16 protein-coding genes are annotated in these 17,302 nt (G+C 72.4%); 11 read left to right on the top strand and 5 right to left on the bottom strand.

What is annotated here, in order from left to right; genetic code table 11:
• Window positions 1–73: 73 nt before the first annotated feature.
• The 5 genes from ACZ5VD_RS38930 to ACZ5VD_RS38950 form a co-directional block, all read right to left on the bottom strand.
• Complete coding sequence (locus tag ACZ5VD_RS38930) at window positions 74–742, bottom strand: ABC transporter (RefSeq protein WP_468685175.1); 669 nt, start codon at window positions 740–742, stop codon at window positions 74–76.
• Window positions 743–830: 88 nt separating this feature from the next.
• A complete protein-coding gene (locus tag ACZ5VD_RS38935; protein ID WP_468553199.1) occupies window positions 831–2,375 on the bottom strand; it encodes an ABC transporter permease in 1,545 nt (514 codons plus the stop codon).
• The gene (locus ACZ5VD_RS38940) at window positions 2,372–3,235 is read right to left on the bottom strand and encodes an ABC transporter ATP-binding protein (RefSeq protein WP_468553200.1); all 864 of its coding nucleotides are present in this window, start codon (window positions 3,233–3,235) and stop codon (window positions 2,372–2,374) included. Before ACZ5VD_RS38940 ends, ACZ5VD_RS38935 begins: the two co-directional genes overlap by 4 nt.
• A 73-nt stretch (window positions 3,236–3,308) precedes the next feature.
• The gene (locus ACZ5VD_RS38945) at window positions 3,309–4,148 is read right to left on the bottom strand and encodes a cupin domain-containing protein (protein WP_468553201.1); all 840 of its coding nucleotides are present in this window, start codon (window positions 4,146–4,148) and stop codon (window positions 3,309–3,311) included.
• A 31-nt stretch (window positions 4,149–4,179) separates the two neighbouring features.
• Window positions 4,180–4,722 (bottom strand): RNA polymerase sigma factor, encoded by a 543-nt coding sequence (locus ACZ5VD_RS38950; protein WP_468553202.1) that lies wholly within the window; start codon window positions 4,720–4,722, stop codon window positions 4,180–4,182.
• A 110-nt stretch (window positions 4,723–4,832) separates the two neighbouring features.
• Between ACZ5VD_RS38950 and ACZ5VD_RS38955 the strand changes: the two genes are divergently transcribed.
• The 11 genes from ACZ5VD_RS38955 (at window position 4,833) to pstB (ending at window position 16,843) form a co-directional block, all read left to right on the top strand.
• Window positions 4,833–5,240: a GntR family transcriptional regulator gene (locus tag ACZ5VD_RS38955; protein ID WP_468685176.1), complete on the top strand. Its 408-nt coding sequence runs from the start codon at window positions 4,833–4,835 to the stop codon at window positions 5,238–5,240.
• Window positions 5,237–6,127 carry an ABC transporter ATP-binding protein gene (locus ACZ5VD_RS38960; protein ID WP_468553204.1) on the top strand — a complete coding sequence of 297 codons (891 nt, stop codon included), beginning with the start codon at window positions 5,237–5,239 and terminating at the stop codon, window positions 6,125–6,127. Before ACZ5VD_RS38955 ends, ACZ5VD_RS38960 begins: the two co-directional genes overlap by 4 nt.
• Window positions 6,124–7,200, top strand: a complete 1,077-nt coding sequence (locus ACZ5VD_RS38965) for an ABC transporter permease (protein WP_468685177.1) — start codon at window positions 6,124–6,126, stop codon at window positions 7,198–7,200. Before ACZ5VD_RS38960 ends, ACZ5VD_RS38965 begins: the two co-directional genes overlap by 4 nt.
• Window positions 7,197–8,126, top strand: coding sequence for a hypothetical protein (locus tag ACZ5VD_RS38970; protein ID WP_468685178.1), 930 nt, complete (start codon window positions 7,197–7,199; stop codon window positions 8,124–8,126). The genes ACZ5VD_RS38965 and ACZ5VD_RS38970 overlap by 4 nt, the downstream gene beginning before the upstream one ends.
• 333 nt (window positions 8,127–8,459) lie before the next feature.
• Window positions 8,460–10,691 (top strand): RNA degradosome polyphosphate kinase, encoded by a 2,232-nt coding sequence (locus ACZ5VD_RS38975; RefSeq protein ID WP_468553207.1) that lies wholly within the window; start codon window positions 8,460–8,462, stop codon window positions 10,689–10,691.
• On the top strand, window positions 10,672–11,835 hold the full coding sequence (locus ACZ5VD_RS38980; RefSeq protein WP_468685180.1) for a CHAD domain-containing protein: 1,164 nt from the start codon (window positions 10,672–10,674) through the stop codon (window positions 11,833–11,835). Before ACZ5VD_RS38975 ends, ACZ5VD_RS38980 begins: the two co-directional genes overlap by 20 nt.
• Before the next feature lie 25 nt (window positions 11,836–11,860).
• Window positions 11,861–12,355, top strand: a complete 495-nt coding sequence (locus tag ACZ5VD_RS38985; protein WP_468685182.1) for an NUDIX hydrolase — start codon at window positions 11,861–11,863, stop codon at window positions 12,353–12,355.
• A gap of 337 nt (window positions 12,356–12,692) precedes the next feature.
• Window positions 12,693–13,817 carry a phosphate ABC transporter substrate-binding protein PstS gene (gene pstS / locus ACZ5VD_RS38990; protein ID WP_468553210.1) on the top strand — a complete coding sequence of 375 codons (1,125 nt, stop codon included), beginning with the start codon at window positions 12,693–12,695 and terminating at the stop codon, window positions 13,815–13,817.
• Window positions 13,818–13,956: 139 nt separating this feature from the next.
• The gene (gene pstC, locus ACZ5VD_RS38995) at window positions 13,957–14,967 is read left to right on the top strand and encodes a phosphate ABC transporter permease subunit PstC (RefSeq protein WP_468553211.1); all 1,011 of its coding nucleotides are present in this window, start codon (window positions 13,957–13,959) and stop codon (window positions 14,965–14,967) included.
• On the top strand, window positions 14,964–16,019 hold the full coding sequence (pstA, locus tag ACZ5VD_RS39000; RefSeq protein ID WP_468553212.1) for a phosphate ABC transporter permease PstA: 1,056 nt from the start codon (window positions 14,964–14,966) through the stop codon (window positions 16,017–16,019). The genes pstC and pstA overlap by 4 nt, the downstream gene beginning before the upstream one ends.
• A gap of 47 nt (window positions 16,020–16,066) precedes the next feature.
• Window positions 16,067–16,843: a phosphate ABC transporter ATP-binding protein PstB gene (gene pstB, locus ACZ5VD_RS39005; protein WP_468553213.1), complete on the top strand. Its 777-nt coding sequence runs from the start codon at window positions 16,067–16,069 to the stop codon at window positions 16,841–16,843.
• Window positions 16,844–17,302 lie beyond the last annotated feature (459 nt).

Raw genomic sequence — 17,302 nt, forward strand, 5'->3', positions numbered from 1 at the left:
CGGGCGCAGTTCCCCGCCCTCGCCTCCCGTCCTCACCCTGGACGCCCCGCCCTCGCCCCCGGACGCCCCGTCCTCACCCCCCGGCCGCCCCCGCCATCACCGACCGGGGTGGACGTCGCGGTACAAGCCTCCGCCGTACCGGCTCCATCCCACAGAGCCCCCACACCAGTACCGCCACCGCGAGGATCACCGCCCACCGCTCGTGGGCAGCGTCCCACTGCGGGTGGCCGACCGGGACGAACAGGGACCAGCGGGTCGGTATCAGCAGGTTGGCGAGTATGGCGGTGGTGAGGACGCCGGCCGCGACGGACGGGCCCGGTTCGGGCTCGCCGGCGAACCGTACGGCCGTCGCCGCGGCGGCCAGGGCGAAGGCGGCGGTCGCGGCGGCCTCCAGGGTGAGGGCGCCGACCGGGGGCCGGACCTTCTCCGGGACGAGGGCCAGTACGGCCGTCCACCACAGGGCGGCCACCGGCGCGACCCACGCCACCCGCAGCCCCGTCCGCACCCAGCGCCGGGTGGTGACCGGCGTGGTGAGGTGCCGGGCGGGGTCGTCCAGCAGGAAGGTCAGGCCGAGGGCGAAGACGAGGACGGCGGCCCGCACCAGGCTGAGCGTCAGCCACGCGTCCGGCGGTACGTCGGACAGCCGGGGCAGTGCGGCGAGCAGCAGCCCCACGGCGGCCCCCGCTCCGACCGCCCCCCAGGGGACCGTCCGCCCCACGCCCCGCACCAGAGCCCCGCTCACGCCCCGCACCCGCCGCTCCCTGTCAACGCCCCGTGTCCTCACGTCTCTGCCCCGCCTCTCCCACTCCGGCCCCCGTCACCCTCGTCCCTCACTCGCACTCGTCGGCGCCCGTGGGCACCTCGGTCCCCAGGATTCGCGCCACTTCCTGTGTGGTCACGCCGGGGGCCGTCAGCTTGGACCAGTGCTGCTTGACCGCGGCGGTGACCTCGGCGCGCGGGCGCTTGAGCAGTTCCACCAGCACCGATGTCTGTCCGCCGGACATGGACAGCGAGTTGGTGGAGCTCAGGACGATCGACGAGCCGCTGATGTTGTCGTCGATGCGGACGTTCTTGAGGTCGGTGATCGGGTCGGCGGCGCCGCCCACGGTCAGCCACATCACCGTCACCATCCGCCCGTCGCACAGTTCTCCGCCCTTCTCCTCGGTCCCCGCGACCAGCACGGAGGCGACGGCGGACGCGAACTCCGGGACGCGGTTGCCGCCCCAGCGTGTGCCGACGGTGACCTGGTAGGGCGTGGTGGACGCCTCGGTGGTCGTGGCGGCGTCGAGTCCGTAGGTGGCGTCGATCCGCTGCCGTACGAGCATCTTCTGTCCGGCCGCCGAGCCGGCCGCGAGGGACTGGACGCGGTCGACGACGCCCGCCCAGGTGCCGGTGCGGACGGTCCACTCCGGGTAGGCGCAGTACGTCGAGGCACCGTGCCGCAGGCAGGACTGCTCCTTCTCCGGGGTGGCGGTGATCCGCTCCCGGGCCGCGGTCAGCTCCGCCGAGACGCCTCCGGACTGGGCCACCGCGCCGGTGAGCATCAGGGCGAGGGCGCCCGCGAGAGCGGCCTTGACGGGCCAGGCCCGGCCCCCGCCGGCCAGCACGGCGGTCAGCGCCACCAGCAGGAGGAGACCGATCAGGTAGAGGGCGTGCCAGGCGGCGGGGCGCCCGATCAGATCGGACGGCAGCGATTCGGTGCCGCTCTCGCTGACGACCGGCGAGAGCCAGCGGCTCCACTCGGACTCGCCCGAACCGCCGCTGGAGAGGAACGAGGAGACGGTGTACAGGCCGATGACGATGACCGGCAGGGCGAACACCGTCGGGATCAGGCGGGCCATCAGCACGCCGAGGGCACCGCACAGCAGGACGTACAGGGGTCCGACGGCGAGTTCGGCCGGCGAACCGTGGCCCACCGCGCCCGGCCGCAGGGCCTGCCAGGTGAACTCGCCGAGCACGACGAGCGCGGTGAGCACGGCGAACGGCACCACCGACAGGACGTGCGCGACCGTACGCCGCCACGGCTCCAGCACCAGCACGTCGAAGTGCCGGTCGGTGCCGTGCCGACGGGAGCGCAGTGTGGCCCGGTTGACGCAGACCAGCAGCGCGATGCCGAACAGCAGGGGTGCGCTCTGGGTGCCCCGGTCGACGTCCTGGAGGGCCGGGAAGGCGTCCATACCCTCGCGTTCGGACAGCAGCGTCCAGAGGGTGTAGCCGACGTAGACGAGGAGGGTGACGAAGACCATGACGTACCTGACGAGGTCGCGGGCCTCGAAGCGGGCGAGGACGAAGACGGCGGCCCAGGCCTGGCGCGGTTCGCCGGGGGCGACGGGCGGGGCGGTCCGGAGGCCGCCCGGTTCCATGACGGTGTTCATGCTGCCGCCACCCCCGCGTCCGCGCCGTCGAGGGTCAGCAGGTAGCCGTCCTCCAGGGTGGGTTCGAGCTGTTCCGCGCCGGGTGGGGGATCGCCGACGTTGCGGAAGGAGCCGGTGCCGGTGCGCCAGCCGGCGAGTGCGCCGGGTTCGCGTTCCGTGCTGCTCCACACCCGGCCCGAGGCCCGTGCGGTCAGTTCGGCCGGGGTGCCGTCGAAACGGACCCGGCCGCCGGCCAGTACGACGACACGGTTGCAGAGCATCGCCACGTCCTCGGTCTGGTGGGTGGACAGCAGCACGGTCCGCCCCTCTCCGGCCTGGGCGATCAACTCCCGGAAGCGCATGCGCTGTTCGGGGTCCAGACCGACCGTCGGCTCGTCCAGGACGAGGAAGCCGGGGTCGCCGACGAGCGCGGCCGCCAGCGCGACCCGCTGCCGCATCCCGCCGGACAGCTTCTTGATGCGCTTGCCACGCACCTCGCCCAGGTCGACCTCGTCGAGGACGCGCCGCACCTCGCGGTGGCGGGCGCCCCGGTCGGTCAGCTCCTTGAGGATCGCCACGTAGTCGACGAACTCGAAGGCGGTGAAGTCCGGGTGGAAGCCGGGGACCTGCGGCAGATAGCCGAGCGCCCGGCGCACCTCCTGCCGCCCGCGCGAGGTGCCCGGGTCGTGGCCGAGCACGGTGAAGGCGCCCCGGTCCGGCGGCACGGCCGTGGCCAGCACCCGCAGCAGGGTGGTCTTCCCGGCGCCGTTGGGGCCCAGCAGCCCGGTGACGCCCCGCGTCAGGCGCAGCGACACGTCGTCGAGGGCGCGGGTACCGCCGTAGCGGAGGCTCAGCCCGGAGGCGGAGACGGCGGGTGTCATAGGGCACTCCCGTTGATGAAGAAGCAGTAGGGGAAGTAGGGGAAAAAGTCGGTGGTGTGGGTGCGGCGGGCCGTCATACGGCGCTCCCCCGCACCCGGTCGAAGCCGTCCCGCACGACGAACAGCAGCCCGAAGGCGAGCGCGGCGACCGCGGCGGCGACGCCCTGTCCGGCCGCGGTGAACGGCGCGATCGGGTCCGTGCCGTGCGGTCCGGCCGACGCGTTCGCGGTCAGCAGCAGGGCGATCCACGCGCCGCCGACCAGCGAGGGCGCGAGCACCGGACCGAGCCGGGGGGTGAGCGCGAGGCCGGTCGCGGTGAGGGCGAGGGCGGGCAGCAGCCAGGCGAGGGCACGCAGCCCGTACCCGGGAAGCGCCAGCGTGGCCAGTCCGTTCAGGCCGAGTCCGGCGACGAGGACGGCGACCGTACGGATCATCAGCAGCCGGAAGCCGTGCGTCGGCGAGACGACGGCCATCTCGTACGTCGGGTCCATCGCGGGTCCGTACGACAGGGCCACCCCGGCGAGCGGCAGCAGCGGGGCGAGCGCGAGGAACAGGGTGGGTGTGCCGGAGTCCGGGCGCATGTTGGCCACCGCGACGGTCATCACCAGGACGGCGACGACGGAACCGAGCCAGGAACCGCGCAGCACCGGTGTGGCCGCGAGCAGTCGTGCCACGTGGTCGGGGACCCCGACGCGGACCAGCAGCGACTCGAACCATCCCGGGCGGGGCGCGTCGAGTTCGGCGTCGAGCCGCTCCCATCCCGCGTCGAGGGCGACCGGGTCGCCGACCTCGGCCAGCACGCCCCGGCACTGCGCGCAGGCGGTGACGTGGGCGTCGGCCGACCAGAGGACGGGGGGTGCCAGCTCGCCCCGGGCGTAGGCCCGCAGGTCCTCCTCGGACACATGCCAGGTCATGCCGCCACCTCCCGCTCTCGTCGATAGGTCCTCATGCCAGCGCCTCCCGCAACTGCTTCCGGGCCCGCATCGCCCGCGTCTTGACCGTGCCCGGCGGAATGCCGAGGAGGACGGCCGCCTCCCGGGTGGTCAGCCCGTCGATGACCGTCGCCTGGAGCACGGCCCGCAGCTCCGGCGAGAGGCGGACCAGGGCGCCCGCGAGGTCGCCGTGCTCGACCCCCGCGAGCACGCGCTCCTCCGCGGACGCCTCGTCCCGGTGCCGCAACCGCGCCAGGGTCTGCCGCAGCCGCCCCCGCGCCCCGTCGCCGCGCAGCGCGTCGACCAGCCGCCGCGAGCCGATGCGCCACAGCCAGCCGGCGACGTCACCCTCCTCTCGGTAGCGGGCGGTTCCCCGCCACACCGCGAGGAACGTCTCCTGCACGACGTCGTCGACGACCCCGGCGTCGGAGCACCGGCCTCGCAGGCGTGCGGTGAGCCACGGCGCGAAGCGCCGGTACAGCTCCTCGAAGGCGCGCCGGTCCGCGTCCGCCGCGATGGCCCGCAGCAGCTCCCCGTCGCTTCTCGTTTCGCTCACATCTCCTCATCGGACGAGCCGGTTCGATCGGTTCACGCAATCACGCTTGACTTTCCGGCGTCTCCTCCATCACCCTTTCACTACTTAACTAGTGAAAGGGTGATCGCCCAGTGGTCGACTACCGCATCGACCGGCACAGCGGCGTGGCCACCTACGTCCAGATCGTCCAGCAGACCCGGCAGGCACTGCGCCTGGGCCTCCTGGAACCGGGCGACAAGCTGCCCACCGCCCGCGAGGTCGTGGAGGCCACCGCCATCAACCCGAACACCGTGCTCAAGGCCTACCGCGAGCTGGAGCGGGAGGGCCTGGTCGAGGCGCGCCGCGGCGTCGGCACCTTCGTCCGCCGCACCCTGGGCGCCGCCCCGACCGCCTCCCCCCTGCACGGGGAGCTCGACACCTGGGCGACGAAGGCCCGCGGGGCCGGAATGGACCGGGACGACGTGGCCGCACTCTTCACCGCCGTACTCGACAAGCACTTCGCCGTACTCGACCAGCACATCCAAGGAGACCCCTCATGACCGACACGGCGATCGCCACGGCCGCGCTCGGCAAGCGCTTCGGCCGCCGCGGAGGCTGGGCGCTGCGCGCGTGCACGCTCCGGCTGCCCACCGGCCGCGTCTGCGCCGTCGTCGGCCCCAACGGAGCGGGCAAGTCCACCCTGCTCGCCCTCACCGCCGGCCTGCTGGCCCCCACCGAGGGCACCGTGACCGTCCTCGGCACCACCCCGGGCGAGGCCCGCGCCAAGGTCGCCTTCGTCGGCCAGGACAAGCCGCTCTACCCGCAGCTGAACGTCGCCGAGACCCTGCGGATGGGAGCCGACCTCAACCCCGGCCGCTGGGACCCGGCCACCGCCGAGCGGATCGTGACCGGCGGCGAACTGAACCCCAGGTCCCGCATCCGCTCCCTCTCCGGCGGCCAGCGCACCCGTGTCGCGCTCGCCCTCGCCCTCGCCAAGCGGCCCGAACTGCTGCTCCTGGACGAGCCGATGGCCGACCTCGACCCGCTGGCCCGGCACGAGCTGATGGGCGTCCTGATGGCACAGGCCGCCGAGCACGGCACCACCATCGTGATGTCCTCGCACGTGGTCGCCGAACTGGAGGACTCCTGCGACCACCTGCTGCTGATCGGCGACGGCCGGGTCCGCCTGTCCGGCGAGATCGACGACCTGCTCGCCGCCCACGCGCGCGTGTCCGCCCCCGCCGGGACCGACCTCGCCCCGCACACCGTCGTCGAGTCCCGCACCGCCGGCCGCCAGCTCACCGCGCTGATCCGCCCGTCCGGCCCCGTCCCCGGCGACTGGCACACCGGCGGCCGGCTCTCCCTGGAGGAGCTGGTCCTCGCCCATCTGCGCAACCCCGGCGCGCCGGCCATGACCCCTGCGGAGCACAAGGAGAAGGCCGCGTGAGCACCGTGACCGACCTGCCCCGGACCACCCACGCCCCGGCCCCCGGCGCCCCCGCCGCGGCCCCGCGCCAGCTCCGCTGGCTGCTGCGCCTGCACCGGCCCGCCCTGTACACCTGGGCGGTCCTGATCGTGGCCCTCGCCGCCACCCTGCTCTGGCTCGGCGGCCCGCTCACCGACGCCTCGGCGGCGGCCTGGAAGCAGTACGACGCCTGCGGGATGGCCGCGTGCTCGTACGACCAGGACTCGATCCTGCTCTACAAGGACATCTCCCTGTACACGAGCTTCGCCGTCCTCGCGGTGCCCTTCGCGGTCGCCGCCTGGGCCGGCGCCTCGCTGATCGGCCGCGACCTGGAGACCGGCACCGCACGCCTCGCCTGGACACAGAGCGTCTCCCCCACCCGCTGGCTCGCCGCCAAGCTCACCCTCCCGGCCGCCCTGGTCGTCACCGGCACCGCCCTGGTGGCCCTGCTGCACCGGATGGCGTGGCAGGCGGGCCAGGGCCGCGTCGACACGGCCAAGGCCTGGTACAGCATCGAGACCCTCTACGCGGGCGGCCCCGTCGTCGTCGCCCTGGCCCTGGCGGGCCTGGCCGCCGGCGCCCTCCTGGGCCTGCTCCTCGGCCGGTCCCTCGCCGCGCTCACCGCCTCGGCCTGCGCCACGGCCGCCCTGTGGGGCGCGACCCAGCTGGCCCTGCCCCACCTCTGGCCGACCGTCACCCACGTCAGCAGCCTGCGCAACGGCCCCTCGGGCTCCGGCATCACCGTCGCGGAGGGCCTGCTCACCGCCGACGGCGACCGGCTCGCCATCCCCGGGTACTGCGGCAGCAGCGTCGACCCCTCCTGCGCCACCCTCTTCGACCGCATGGGCGCCGTCAGCTTCTACAAGGACGTCCACCCCTCGTCCCACTACTGGCCCCTCCAGCTGACGGCCACCGCCGCCCTGGTCGCCGTCGCCGCCCTGCTGACCGTGCTGGCGTTCCGGGTGCTGCGGCACCGGACCTCCGTCTCCGGGGCCGCCCGCGGCTCGGGAAGCACGCCCGGCAGCGGCCCCGTCCGCAAGGGAGCCGCCGTATGACCACCGTCGAGAACCTGCCGGTACCGCCGAGCCCGCCGGTACCGCCGAGCCCGCGGAGCCCGACCGGCGGACCCGGTCTCGCCGGTCTCGCCCGCACCGTGCTGCGCCTGCACCGCACGGCGCTCATCGTGTGGAGCGGCTTCGTCCTGGCCGCCGTGGCCGGACTGGTGTGGCTGAACGTGTTCACCGCGGACTCGGCGCACGACGCGCTGAGCAGCTGCCCCGAGGCGAACACCGGCTTCTGCGACGCCCTCTGGGCGAGCCTCGACTACAGCGAGCCCACGGGCTGGATCAGCACGCTCGTGTACTACAGCTTCTGGGCGGTCGCCGCCTGGGCGGGCGGCTCGCTGATCGGCCGCGAGCTGGAGAGCGGGACCGCGCGCCTCGCCTGGACGCAGGGCGTGACCCCCACCCGCTGGCTGGCCGTGAAACTCGCGCTGCCCGCCCTGCTGATCGTCCTCGGCGGCGCGGTCTTCGTCCCGGTCTACCGGTGGGCCTGGTCGGCGAACCGGGACCTGATGGGCGACGACTGGACCTTCGACGACGTGTTCGTGGCCCACGGCCCGGCACTGGTGGCCTACGGCCTGTGCGCCCTCGCCGTCGGCACGCTCACCGCGCTCCTGCTGGGCCGCTCACTGCCCGCGCTCGGCGTCGCCGTCGCCGTGATGGTCGTGCTCAACCAGATCGTGGAGCACTACCGCGCGGACTTCTGGCCCACGCTGACCCGGACCTCCACCGGCCGGTTCGAGACGCCCGACACCTGGTGGCAGATCGAGAGCGGCAGCAACGGCGGCGGCCGGTACACGGTCTACCACCCGCCGTCCCACTTCTGGCCCCTGCACCTCGTGGAGACCGGCATCCTCCTCGCGATCACCGCCGCGGCCACCGCCGCCGCCTTCTGGCTGCTGCGCCGCCGCACCCGCTGAGAACATCCCCGTACGGCTCTCCCGTACGGCCGTCCCGTACGTCCTCCCACGGGGGAGGAGGACGTACGGGACGGTGTCCGTCGCCGCACGTGGACGCCCGCGAGCCGTTCCCCGGTGTCCCGCACGCCATGTCGCCGTAACCATTGGTTCAGACGGACTTGCGACGCTCACTCAATGAAGCCCGTCGTGCCAGAGCCCTCGCCGCCCCCGGAGGGGATCACGGGGCCCATCGCGAGGCCCACAGCGGGGAACGGAGCCGCCCGCGTCGCCGCCACGATCCCTCCCGCGCTCTCCGACGCGCCTGTATCGCTCGTGGCGCGGAAGAATGGGTCCATGAGCCAGCCAGACACCCAGGCACAGGTCCAGCACGCCCAGCCCTCCGTGGGTTCCATAGCCGCGCACCGCCCGCACACCGTGGCGGCCGTCGTCTCCGACCTGGAACCCGACCTCGACGCCGACCTCGACGCGTACGAGGAATCACCGTTCGACGGCCCCCAGCTCCCCCAGGGCCGGTTCCTCGACCGGGAACGCAGTTGGCTCGCGTTCAACGAACGGGTCCTGGAACTCGCCGAGGACCCGAACACCCCCCTGCTCGAACGGGCGAACTTCCTCGCCATCTTCGCCAGCAACCTGGACGAGTTCTTCATGGTCCGGGTGGCCGGCCTGAAGCGCCGGATCCACACCGGTGTCGCCACCCGGTCCGCGTCCGGCCTCCAGCCCCGCGAGGTCCTGGAGATGATCTGGGCCCGCTCCCGCGAGCTGATGGCCCGCCACTCCGCCTGCTACCACGAGGACGTCGCCCCCGCCCTCGCCGAAGAGGGCATCCACCTGGTCCGCTGGAACGAGCTCCAGGAGAAGGAACAGGCCCGCCTGTTCACCCTCTTCCGCCACCAGATCTTCCCGGTGCTGACCCCCCTCGCGGTCGACCCGGCGCACCCCTTCCCGTACATCTCGGGCCTCTCCCTGAACCTCGCGGTCGTGGTACGGAACCCCGTCAGCGGCCACCGCCACTTCGCCCGCGTCAAGGTGCCGCCGCTGCTGTCCCGCTTCCTGGAGAGCTCCCCGGGCCGGTACGTCCCCATCGAGGACGTCATCGGCGCCCACCTGGAGGAGCTGTTCCCGGGCATGGAGGTCCTGGAGCACCACGCCTTCCGCCTCACCCGCAACGAGGACCTGGAGGTCGAGGAGGACGACGCCGAGAACCTCCTCCAGGCCCTGGAGCGGGAACTCATGCGGCGCCGCTTCGGGCCGCCGGTACGCCTGGAGGTCGAGGAGTCCATCGACCGCGAGGTGCTCGACCTCCTGGTGCGCGAGCTGAAGATCAGCGAGGCGGAGGTGTACCCGCTGCCGGGCCCCCTGGACCTCACGGGCCTCTTCCGCATCGCCTCCATCGACCGGCCCGAGCTGAAGTACAAGAAGTTCATCGCCGGCGTCCACCGCGACCTGGCCGAGGTCGAGTCGGCGTCCGCGCCCGACATCTTCGCCGCGCTGCGCACCCGGGACGTCCTGCTGCACCACCCGTACGACTCCTTCTCGACGTCGGTGCAGGCGTTCCTCCAGCAGGCCGCCGAGGACGACGACGTCCTCGCCATCAAGCAGACCCTGTACCGGACCTCGGGCGACTCCCCCATAGTCGACGCGCTCATCGACGCCGCCGAGGCCGGCAAGCAGGTCCTCGTCCTCGTGGAGATCAAGGCCCGCTTCGACGAGCACGCCAACATCAAGTGGGCGCGCAAGCTGGAGGAGGCCGGCTGCCACGTGGTCTACGGCCTGGTCGGCCTCAAGACCCACTGCAAGCTGTCCCTGGTGGTCCGCCAGGAGGGCGACACCCTCCGGCGGTACAGCCACGTCGGCACCGGCAACTACCACCCGAAGACGGCCCGGCTCTACGAGGACCTCGGCCTGCTCACGGCCGACCCGCAGGTCGGCGCGGACCTCTCCGACCTGTTCAACCGGCTGTCGGGCTACTCGCGCCGCGAGACGTACCGCCGCCTCCTCGTCGCCCCCAAGTCCCTGCGGGACGGCCTGATCGCCCGGATCAACAAGGAGGTCCAGCACCACCGTGCCGGACGCCCCGCGTTCGTCCGCATCAAGGTCAACTCGATGGTGGACGAGGCGATCATCGACGCCATGTACCGCGCCTCCCAGGCAGGCGTGCCCTGCGACGTCTGGGTGCGCGGCATCTGCGCGGTCCGCCCCGGCGTCACCGGCCTGTCCGAGAACATCCGGGTCCGCTCGATCCTCGGCCGCTTCCTGGAGCACTCCCGGGTGTTCGCCTTCGGCAACGGCGGCGAGCCCGAGGTGTGGTTCGGCAGCGCCGACATGATGCACCGCAACCTCGACCGCCGTATCGAGGCACTGGTGAGGGTCACCGACCCGGGTCACCGGGCGACCCTCAACCGCCTTCTGGAGACGGGCATGTCCGACACCACCGCCTCCTGGCACCTCGGCCCGGACGGCGAGTGGACACGGCACGCGACCGACCCGGACGGCCAACCCCTGCGCAACGTCCAGGAGATGCTCATAGACGCCCGGAGGCGCCGGCGTGGCACAGCAAAACCCTGACCCGACGAACCCCCTGTCCGGGCCCGTCGGGCACGTCACCGGGGACGCTCTCGCGGGCTATCTGCGCTCCCAGGCCACGGAGTTCCTCCGTGCGCTGCGGCTGCACCGCGAGGCCGGCGGCACGGCGGCCGGGGCGGAGGCGACCGTCGACGCGGCCCGTGCCCTGCGCCACTCGGTCCGCCGCATCAGCGGCAGCCTGCACACCTTCCGCCCCCTGCTCGACGCCGACTGGTCGGAGTCGATGCGCCCCGAACTGGCCTGGCTGTCGGGCACGTTGGCGATGGAGCACGCGTACGGGGCCCGGCTGGAGCGGCTCCTGCTGGCTCTGCACCGCCTGTCGGGCGCGGTCTTCCCGACCCAGTCGGTGACCGCCGCCGCTCCCGCCGCCGCTCCCGTCGGCGCGGGCGCGGGCGCGTCCCGAGTGACCGTGGGCAGTCGTTCCGCCGGTGCGGACCAGGCGGGCACGGCACGACCCGGCAGCGCCGGTCCCCCGTCCCACCCGGCGCCCGCACCCGACCGCGGCAACCTGACCGTCGGCGCGGCCAAGGCGGGCGCCCTGCTCGAACGCCAGCTCACCCTCGCCCGGACCCGGTCCCACAGCACCGCCCTCCAGGCGCTCGGCTCCTCCCGCTTCCACGCGGTCGCCGACAACATCGCCGTACTCGCCAGCGAGGTCCCCCTCACCCACCCGGCCCCCGGCACCGCCCTGCGCCCCTTCGCGACCGCCGCCGAGGAACGCCTCACGGACGCCGTCGCGGCGCTGCCCCTGGTCACCGCGGGCCACCCCTACAACGCCGAGGCCCTGATCCACGGCCTCTCCCCCGACCCGGCCCCGCACCCCCAGGACGCCCCCTGGCACCAGGTCCGCCTCCTGCTGCGCCTGCACCGCTACGCCCTGGAGATCCTCGACGGGCCGGACGCCCCCGTCGACCTGCGGCTGCTCACCGCGGGCCAGGCCCTCAACCACCACCGGGACGCCTCGGAGGCGGCGGCAGCGGCGGCCCAGGCGGCCCGGACCCCGCGGATCGCCCCGGCCACGGCGTACGCCCTCGGCGTGCTCCACGCCGACCAGCGGCACGAGGTGGAGGCGGCCCGTTTCGCGTTCCAGCAGTCCTGGCAGAAACAGGCGGTCGGTACGCCCTGACCGTGCGAGAAGGCGGTGAACCCCGGTGATCCACCCGAAGGAAACCCCCGGCCGGCAAGCACCCGGCCGACAAGCCCCTGCCCGGACAGCGGCCCCCGTCCAGGCGGCCGGCTGCGTCCTGTGGCGCCGCTCGTCCGCCGGCGGGCTGGAACTCGCGTTGGTCTACCGGCCCAAGTGGGCCGACTGGTCGTGGCCCAAGGGCAAGCTCAAGCGGGGCGAGACGTTCGAGGAGGCGGCGCTCCGCGAGGTGCTGGAGGAGACCGGGCACACATGCCGTCTGGGGGCGGGGCTGCCCTCGGCCCGGTACGTCGACCATCAGAACCGGCCCAAAGAGGTCCGCTACTGGGCGGCCGAGGCAACCGGCGGAGCCTTCGAACCCAACGACGAGACCACCGACCTCGTCTGGCTCACACCACGCCAGGCCCGCGAACGGCTGACGCACGAGAGGGACCAGGACCTGATCCCGGCCGCGCTCCGCACCCTCGTCCCGGACGACGGCCCCGAGGCCACCGGGTCGTGACGCCCGCCCCGGACCCTCGGGGACAACCGCCCGGAAGGGCCTGATCCGACCGGGGGACCGCGCCCTCCTCGACGCCCCGTGGACGCCCTGTTCCGGGCCCCGCGGCCGGCCCGGTCGTCGGAATCACCCTGTGTCCTCGACGTAAGCGTTCCGTGACCTCACCGCACCGCCCTCAGGGGTTCACCCCCCGTTCATTTATGGCCTTCGGCGCCTTCACCTGATCTGCCTACTTTCGGCCTTACACGATGCGGAGCGTGTGTCGAACAGACATCCGCGTCGACGCAGACCTCGCACGCCGCCGGTTCAGGACGGCGGCTCCTGGAAGGAACTCCCTCAAGTGAAGCTTCAGCGCATGAACCGGCGGGCCCTCACCCTCGGTGCTCTCGCCGTCTCCAGCGCCCTGGCCCTCACGGCGTGCGGCTCCGACGACACCGGCACCAGCGGCGGCAGCAGCGCCGGATCCACCGCCGCCGCCGGCAACATCAAGTGCGACGACGCCAAGGGCCAGCTCCTCGCCGACGGCTCCTCCGCGCAGAAGAACGCGATCGACGCCTGGGTGAAGCAGTTCTCCGCCGCCTGTGGTGTGCAGATCAACTACAAGGGCGGCGGCTCCGGCGCCGGCGTCACCGCGTTCACCCAGGGCCAGGTGGCCTTCGCCGGTTCCGACTCCGCGCTGAAGCCCGAAGAGGTCACCGCCTCCAAGGCGGTCTGCACCGGCGGCCAGGGCATCGACCTCCCGATGGTCGGCGGCCCGATCGCCGTGGGTTACAACGTCCCGGGCGTCGACAAGCTGGTCCTGGACGCCGCGACGCTCGCCAAGATCTTCGACAGCAAGATCACCAACTGGAACGACGCGGCCATCGCGAAGCTCAACCCCGACGCGAAGCTGCCCGACCTCAAGATCCAGGCGTTCCACCGCTCGGACGAGTCCGGCACCACGGACAACTTCACCAAGTACCTGATCGCCTCCTCCCCCGCCAACTGGAAGTACGAGGGCGGCAAGGCCTGGCAGGCCAAGGGCGGCCAGTCCGCCTCCGGCTCCTCCGGTGTCGCCCAGCAGGTCAAGCAGACCTCCGGCGCCATCAGCTACATGGAGCTGTCGTACGCCAAGGACGGCATCAACGCGGTCGCCATCGACACCGGCGCCTCCGCCCCGGTCGAGGCCACCGTCGACAACGCCACCAAGGCCATCGCGGCCGCCAAGGTCGTCGGCACCGGCAAGGACCTCTCGCTGGAGCTGGACTACGCGACCAAGGCCGAGGGCGCCTACCCGATCACCCTGGTCACGTACGAGATCGTCTGCGACAAGGGCAACAAGGCCGACACCCTGCCCGCCACCAAGGCGTTCCTGGGCTACATCGCCTCCGAGGACGGCCAGGGCGTGCTCGCCGACAGCGGCTACGCCCCCATCCCCGACGACATCATCGCCAAGGTCCGCACCACCATCGAGGGCCTGAGCTGATCCGCATGCGGCCGGTCCGGGGTCCGAGCGCCCCGGACCGGCCGCATCGTCCGGTGCACCGCCGCCAGGAGCCGCCGCGTACCGCGTCCGGCTCCACAGGGCCGTACGGCGCGTACGGTCCCGCAGACCGGAGAACCCGATGGACATAACCACGAAGCACACCGAAGCCCCGCCCCCCACCCCCGAACCACCCACGCCGACCGAGCACAAGCGCGCGGCCCGTGGCGCCACCCGCCCCGGTGACCGGATCTTCCTCGGCCTCTCCCGCGGCTCGGGCATCTTCCTGCTGGTGATCATGGCCGCCATCGCGGTCTTCCTCACCTACCGGGCGACCCTCGCGATCAGCAAGGACGACGCCAACTTCCTCACCGCCTTCGAGTGGAACACCAGCGTCCTCCCGCCGAAGTTCGGCATCGCGGTCCTCGCCTTCGGCACGATCGTCTCCTCGGTCATCGCCATGGTCATCGCCGTCCCGATCGCCGTCGCCATCGCGCTGTTCCTCACGCACTACGCCCCGCGCCGGCTCCGCGGCCCCATCGCGTACGTGATCGACCTCCTCGCCGCCGTGCCGTCCATCGTCTACGGCCTCTGGGGCGCCCTGATCCTCGTACCGCAGATGGACGGCCTCTTCGGCTGGCTGAACGACTACCTCGGCTGGACCGGCATCTTCTCCTGGGAGGGCGGCGCCCCCCGGTCGATGCTCACCGTCGGCATCCTGCTCGCGATCATGATCCTGCCGGTCATCACCAACGTGAGCCGCGAGGTCTTCCGCCAGGCTCCGCAGATGATCGAGGAAGCGGCCCTCGCGCTCGGCGCCACCCGCTGGGAGGTCATCCGCATGGCGGTGATCCCCTTCGGCCGCTCCGGTGTGATCTCCGCCTCGATGCTCGGCCTCGGCCGCGCCCTCGGCGAGACGATGGCCGTGGCCACCGTGCTCTCGCCGACCTTCGACATCCAGGCCAGCCTGCTCGACCCGGGCGGCGGCACCTTCGCCCAGAACATCGCCAGCAAGTTCGGCGAGGCCACCGAGTTCGGCCGGGACGCGCTCATCGCCTCCGGTCTGGTCCTCTTCGTCATCACCCTGCTGGTCAACGGCGCGGCCCGCGCGATCATCGCCCGCCGCAAGGAGTACTCGGGGGCCAACGCATGAGCACCGCCGTCGCCAAGAGCCCCAGCACCCTGCAGGGCGCCCGCCTCCCGAAATGGTCCCCGTACGCCATCGCCGTCGGCTCCGTCGCCCTGGCGATCGGCATCGGACTCGCCGGTGGCCTCCACAGCCGCGTCCAGTGGGGCCTGATCGCCGCGATCCTCTTCCTCGCCGGCACGTTCGGCATCGCCGCCCGCGTGGAAGGCCCCCGCCAGGCCAAGGACCGCATCGCGACCTCGCTGGTCTGGGTCGCCTTCCTGCTCGCCGTGGTCCCGCTGGTCTCCCTGGTCTGGGTGACCGTCGCGCGCGGTGTGAAGGTCCTCGACGTCTACTTCCTGACCCACTCCATGGGCGTGGTCGCCGACACCGAGCCCGGCGGCGGCATCTACGCCGCCATCCTCGGCAGCCTGGAACAGGTCGGCCTCGCCACGCTGATCGCCGCGCCGATCGGCGTGCTCACCGCCGTCTACCTGGTGGAGTACGGGCGGGGCAACCTCTCCCGGGCCATCACGTTCTTCGTCGACGTGATGACCGGCATCCCCTCGATCGTCGCCGGTCTGTTCATCCTCAGCCTGATGCTGCAGTTCGACATGCAGCCCTTCGGCTTCGCCGGCTCGCTCGCGCTGGCCATCCTGATGATGCCGGTCGTCGTCCGCTCCACCGAGGAGATGCTCAAGCTCGTCCCGAACGAGCTGCGCGAGGCGTCCCTGGCGCTCGGTGTCCCCAAGTGGCGCACCATCCTGAAGGTGGTCCTGCCGACCTCCATCGGCGGCATCACCACGGGCATCATGCTGGCGATCGCCCGTATCGCCGGCGAGACCGCCCCGGTGCTGCTCCTCGTCTGGGGCAACCCGTTCATCAACGCCAACCCCTTCGAGGGTGCGCAGGCGTCGCTGCCGCTGTACATCTACCAGCAGTACGCGAACAGCGCGGGCTCCGGAGCGGCGTACGACCGCGCCTGGGCGGCGTCACTGACGCTGATCGCCTTCGTGATGATCCTCAACCTGGTGGCCCGCGGGATCGCCCGCTGGAAGGCACCCAAGACCGGTCGCTGACGCGGCCACAGCGACTGATCTGACCGACCTGAAAGCGAAGTAGAGACATGGCCAAGCGAATCGACGTGAGCGGGCTCACCGCCTACTACGGATCACACAAGGCGATCGAGGACATCTCGATGACGGTCGAGCCGCGCTCGGTGACGGCCTTCATCGGCCCCTCCGGCTGCGGCAAGTCCACGTTCCTGCGCACCCTGAACCGGATGCACGAGGTCACCTCGGGCGGACGCGTCGAGGGCAAGGTGCTCCTGGACGACGAGGACCTCTACGGCCACGGCATCGACCCGGTGTCGGTGCGGCGCGAGGTCGGCATGGTGTTCCAGCGCCCTAACCCGTTCCCCACGATGTCGATCTTCGACAACGTGGCCGCGGGACTGCGCCTGAACGGCAGCTACAAGAAGAGCGAACTGGCGGACATCGTCGAGAAGTCCCTCAAGGGCGCGAACCTCTGGAACGAGGTGAAGGACCGCCTCAACAAGCCCGGCTCGGGCCTGTCCGGCGGCCAGCAGCAGCGGCTGTGCATCGCGCGGGCCATCGCCGTGGAACCGAACGTGCTCCTGATGGACGAGCCCTGCTCGGCCCTGGACCCGATCTCGACCCTCGCCATCGAGGACCTGATCGGGGAGCTCAAGGAGCGCTTCACGATCGTCATCGTCACGCACAACATGCAACAGGCGGCCCGCGTATCCGACCGCACCGCCTTCTTCAACCTCGCGGCGGTCGGCCAGCCCGGCAAGCTCATCGAGATAGACGACACGGAACGCATCTTCTCCAATCCGTCCGTCCAGGCCACCGAGGACTACATCTCGGGCCGCTTCGGCTAGACCGTCCCCCCTGAGACTCCTCGCGGTGCTGCATGGCGGTGCCACCGCGAGGTCGAGAAGGGCCCGCCCCCCGGCTCCCGGGGGGCGGGCCCGTTCCGTCTGTCGTGGGTCGGGGACGTGCCGGGGGGTGTCCGTCCTCGGAACGGCGCGGAATCCGTCCCTCAAAAGGGAACCGGCACCCCCCGCGCCGCCCCTGCGGGCGAACACCCCCCGACCCGCCCCCTCACCGCCGTACCCACCTGACCCAGCCAGACCCCTCACGGGGAGGGAGACGTGACACCGAAACTCGCTCCCGCCCCCCTGAGTTGCGCAGTACCCGCCGCTTCTCGGCCGGCCGCGGGGCGAGGGCGGCGGTTCCCTCTCGACTCACCGAGTCGGGGCGAGGGCGGCGGTTCCCTTTCGACTTACCGAGTCGGGTGGTGGGTGGGCATAGGCTCGGGGGTCTGGGGGCGGAGCCCC

The sequence above is a fragment of the Streptomyces sp. NPDC032822 genome (assembly GCF_055578825.1).